Raw genomic sequence first — 4,458 nt, 5'->3', positions numbered from 1 at the left:
CCTAAAAGTATAGTGATAAAGCTGACTAAATGCGTGCGAATTAACGGATAATATCAATTATTAACAAAACTTTAACGACTTTTATGTTTACAGGCTACCTGGCAATATTTACGACCGTCTTACTTTGGTCTGGCTTCTTTCTTTCATTAAGAGGTGGTGCTATTTCATCTCTCACACCCGCTGACATGGCATTAACTCGGTTCGTAATCCCTGCTGTAATTCTATTCCCGGTTACTTACGCGGCAAGGCGCGCTATAGCGAGAACACCATTGAGATACCTAGCTGGAATGGTTATTGGTGGCGGACTTCCTTACCTTTTGATTGCTGGCTTGGCAATGAACTATGCAACTGTTTCTGATGGGAGTGCGTTGGTTCCCGGTACGCTGCCCTTGTTTGTGTCTGCCATCGCAGTCATATTCTACTCACAGCCTCTTAGTCATCATCGAAAACTGGGTTTAGGCTTGATATGTGTGGGTATTTTTATGTTCTTATGGCCAAACATGAGTGACGGTCAGGAATCTAATGCGTTACAAGGTCACCTCCTCTTTTTGTTTGGAAGCATCATGTGGGCAGTGTTCACAATTTCAGCTCGTGTTGCGCAGTTACCAGCCCTAGTTTGCGCTGGGTTTATTTCTTTCTTTTCGTCGATCTTGTTGATTACCCTTATCGCACTCAATGGCCTCGACAGCACATTGTTTCCATCTGACTCAGATCTAACTTGGGTCGGTAATATAAAGAACTGGCCAATGAGAGAATTAATGGGACATGGTTTGCTGCAAGGCATTGGTGCTGGAGTTATCGCCTCATTTACCTATCTGCATGCTATTTCAGTGTTGGGGGCGGAAAGAACAGCGGCATTTGGCTCGCTTACTCCGGTTGTGGCCACGTTACTTGCAATAGTTAGTTTTGGCGAAGCACCTAACTTAATGACTTGGACTGCGCTGAGCGTGATTTGTGTCGGAAGCATCATTGCCAGCAATGTCTTTATGAGGGATGACCGATCACTTGCCTATAAGCCACCGGTTTATACAAAATCTAACTAGACAATTTACGATTCTGTTATCCTTATCCAAGGCCACTTTACACCTGACGACTAAACGGGTGACTACTATAAACGTGATTGCCAAACGCCAGACTAACACGAAGTTGCCCAAGAAATGGTGAACAAGCGTTTTTAAAAGTAAACATCGGAACGGAACTCGTGAAGCTTAGGGATATCAGGATTGATGATAACCCTAAGCTTGTTCTATGCCGAGCATCACCTAAAACAAAGTTCAGCCCAACGAGCAAGGCCCGCAGTTACAGAGCCAAAGTAATTTCCGCTTACCACAGGTATATTTGGCAGTAGAGCTTCCACAGACTGACGTAATTGCGGTGATCGAGCAGATCCGCCTGTCATAAAGATAACATCGGGCATTTTGCCGCTCATCGTCACCGCTTCTTTTACGAGTTCAGCCATTTTGTTTTTTGGTTGCTCGATCGCTTCAATCATCTGTTGTTGGGTTATATCGATTTCCAAGGCTTCAGAAAGTAGATCAATAGAGGCTTTATAGTGAGTATCTGAAGAGAGAGCTATCTTTGCTTCTTCTGCTTTTCGAACAATACTGTAGCCCAGAGTTTCATTATAAACCTTCAGCAATCTCGCAAGCTTCTCTGGCTCAGCCGCGTCTTTGTGAAGTTGTTTCAGAGCATTCAAATTAGACCGAGAGTAGAAGTCTTTCTGGGCTTCGACATTGTTGATTGCTATCGGGTTCCAATACTGAGTAATCGGCATGTCTAACCCGGACACCATCTTGCTCCCAAAGCCAAACGGATTCATTAGCTGTTTGAAAGCAATATGTATATCAAGATCATTCCCTCCTACTCTCTGGCCACTATGGGCAAGTAGAGACTCAGTTCTGTCTGATAAGCCTTGCCAATCAGGCCCCATCTCGATGATTGAACAATCCGTTGTACCACCACCAATATCGACGACGAGAACGGTTTTATTTTCTAGTAGGGTTGCTTCATACTCTAAACCGGCGGCAACAGGCTCATATTGAAACAGTACATCGTTAAACCCTGCCCGTTTAGCCGCATTGAGTAATATGCGTTCTGCTTGTTGATTAGCCTCTTCCCCTCCTCTTCCATGGAAGTTTACTGGGCGGCCAATCACTGTATTTTGAATGGATTTCTGTGTATGTACTTCAGCTTTGGTCTTGATATTGGCCATCATGGCACACACAAGATCTTCAAAAAAACGAAGCTGCACATCATGTAGCCCCGAAGCCCCAAGAAACGACTTCGGTGATTTAACGTAGTACACATCCCTAGGATCTTGAAGATAGAGATCTAACGCTTCTTGCCCAAAAGCGATATCTTCAGGCTCAATTTCGATACTTTCTTCTCGATTGAATGCTATCGAGCGCCTTAGAACCTGCTCACCAATCGCATCAATAGGTGAAATATTGCGGTGACGAAACAAATGCTCTGACACTGATTCTCGCGTTGGCGCACACAACGTTGATGGAATGTAGTATTTCTCACCTTCTAGAGGAATCAGAAAAGGCTGACCATCTTGCATAGCGGCGACTGAGCAGTTTGCTGTTCCATAATCAAAGCCAATAAACATAGGTAACCTCGGGAGTTAAACATCAAATCAATCGAAAAAGGGCGGCAATGCTACATCAAGACAGATAGAAATTCTATAAAGAATCAACCACTAGTAATAACAATTGCGGTGACTCTGATATACTCCACACACTATTACTATACTGTCTAAATCCCATGAAAAGTCCGTGTATTGGCGCGTGTAAAAGCTCTGGAAATATGTGCGTCGGTTGTCAAAGAACAACGAAAGAAATAGCTGAATGGCAACGTTACACCGATGCCCAAAGAGATCAAATAATGGCAGAAATTAAAGGTGAAGCGTCCAGTCATAACTGCCCAGTCTGCCAATCAAGCGCCCAATGTGATATCCAGAATGGAAAACAAACCTGCTGGTGCTTTGATATTGAGAAGCGTGACACGTCGACGATAGAGAAAAGCGGCCTATGTATGTGTCGAAAATGCTTAAGCTCACTGCCTATACAGTAGCGTTTAACCTCTTTTCATCCCCAAACTAAAAAGGTTGCCCATATAAGGCAACCTTTTCGTTATTACTCTCAATGAGAATCGTGTACGGGAGATACAGAACGCGTAATGCGTGGCCTATTCTTTAACACTTAGAGCATTACTTTCAAACGAAATGCCTTTCCAACCCGAAGTCATGAAGTTTCTAATATTTTGATGATCATCGTTATCTGGGTTTTGTAGTACATCGACTCGATAAAACTTCCCGAAGCAAGCCAGTGTTTGTGGCTCTGTTAGGTCGAGAAGTTTTCCAAACGCAAAGATCTTACAAGAACCGTTGTTTTGATTTTCTTCATTAACCGTCGCTCCATTGATGAATTTTGCTGGAGTAAACTCATAATTTTCTTCGATGATTGTGATCGTGTGTTCGAATTCAATGGACTCTGGGGATTGATTGAGCTGTTCTAGGAATGAACTTAATTCCATTTTTTTCATTGCTTTGCGTCTCTTCGTGCCTTGTATTGAATAAGCACAGTATCACAAAACATAACCGAAGATGAACTGAGTACGAGTAGATTGTCTTTCCTTGGTGGTGATTGAAAAGTGTCATCGTTGCATTTCTTTACTGCTGCAATTGCAAAGTGTGGATATTGACTTTGATCTCTTGAAAAGCTTTGATATTGAAATAGAAAATTGAGAGCTCACTTAGTAGAACCCCCGACTAACGTGACAAAGAAAGTTGCAGTGACTATTCACGTGTATTTTAGAGCTATAGATAAAATAACGTCATTGCCATTTTCCCCGGCAACGGACTCAAAATGGATACCTGCTTGGCAGGATGATTACGCCATAGCGATCAATAACCTATTTTCTACAAGCACCTATACTAAAGAAACAGAATTCTCAACAAGGTGAAACATGAGTAAAAATAAGTTGTTTGAACAAAGTATTAGCAACCCTCTGTATAGCCGTGTCGGACGACGTATCATTCTCATTATTATTGCATTAAGTGGTGCTATCACACTCTTAACGACCTTAATGCAGCTCTATTGGGACTACAATAAAGAGTTCAATGATGTTGACCAGCGTCATTATGAGATTCAAAACATTCATGCACCTTTACTGGCGTCTTCATTGTGGAGCTTTGATCTTATTGTTCTTCAAGAAAGACTTGATGGACTGGTGAATTTATCCAAAATCGACTATTTGAAAGTGGTTTCCGGCGATAACTCTTTTAGTGCGGGTGAAGAAGTCACTGGGGAAGCCATTTCCGGTCTGTATCCGTTAGAGTATTCTGGGCGGGAGGGGGTTCCACCTGAAGTCATAGGACAGGTTTATGTGGAATCTAACACAGAAGATATCTATGACTCTTTGATAGAGCAGTTCTTTATCACCTTAGTCATTAAC

At 42.5% G+C, this 4,458-nt stretch carries 4 protein-coding genes and 1 pseudogene; 3 read left to right on the top strand and 2 right to left on the bottom strand.

Translation table 11 applies throughout. The annotated features are described in order from the left end of the window. Positions 1-83: 83 nt before the first annotated feature. A complete protein-coding gene (locus BCU12_RS10315; protein ID WP_102404214.1) occupies positions 84-1,043 on the top strand; it encodes a DMT family transporter in 960 nt (319 codons plus the stop codon). 215 nt (positions 1,044-1,258) lie between these two features. Here BCU12_RS10315 and yegD read toward each other — a convergent pair whose 3' ends face one another. Continuing rightward, positions 1,259-2,611, bottom strand: coding sequence for a molecular chaperone (gene yegD, locus BCU12_RS10310; protein WP_102404213.1), 1,353 nt, complete (start codon positions 2,609-2,611; stop codon positions 1,259-1,261). A gap of 155 nt (positions 2,612-2,766) precedes the next feature. On the opposite strand from yegD, the gene BCU12_RS10305 reads away from it, so the two are divergent. Further along, positions 2,767-3,075 carry a DUF1289 domain-containing protein gene (locus BCU12_RS10305; RefSeq protein WP_102404212.1) on the top strand — a complete coding sequence of 103 codons (309 nt, stop codon included), beginning with the start codon at positions 2,767-2,769 and terminating at the stop codon, positions 3,073-3,075. Between the two features lie 114 nt (positions 3,076-3,189). Here BCU12_RS10305 and BCU12_RS10300 read toward each other — a convergent pair whose 3' ends face one another. Further along, positions 3,190-3,537 carry a HopJ type III effector protein gene (locus BCU12_RS10300; RefSeq protein ID WP_102404211.1) on the bottom strand — a complete coding sequence of 116 codons (348 nt, stop codon included), beginning with the start codon at positions 3,535-3,537 and terminating at the stop codon, positions 3,190-3,192. A 432-nt stretch (positions 3,538-3,969) separates the two neighbouring features. Here BCU12_RS10300 and BCU12_RS10295 point away from each other — a divergent pair. Next, a pseudogene (locus tag BCU12_RS10295) lies at positions 3,970-4,458 on the top strand (ATP-binding protein); the annotation flags it as partial.

Source organism: Vibrio sp. 10N.261.55.A7, assembly GCF_002877365.1.
In the GTDB taxonomy this organism is placed as follows: domain Bacteria; phylum Pseudomonadota; class Gammaproteobacteria; order Enterobacterales; family Vibrionaceae; genus Vibrio.
The sequence above is the reverse complement of the archived record's forward strand: the minus strand, read 5'-3'. Positions and strand labels throughout refer to the sequence as shown.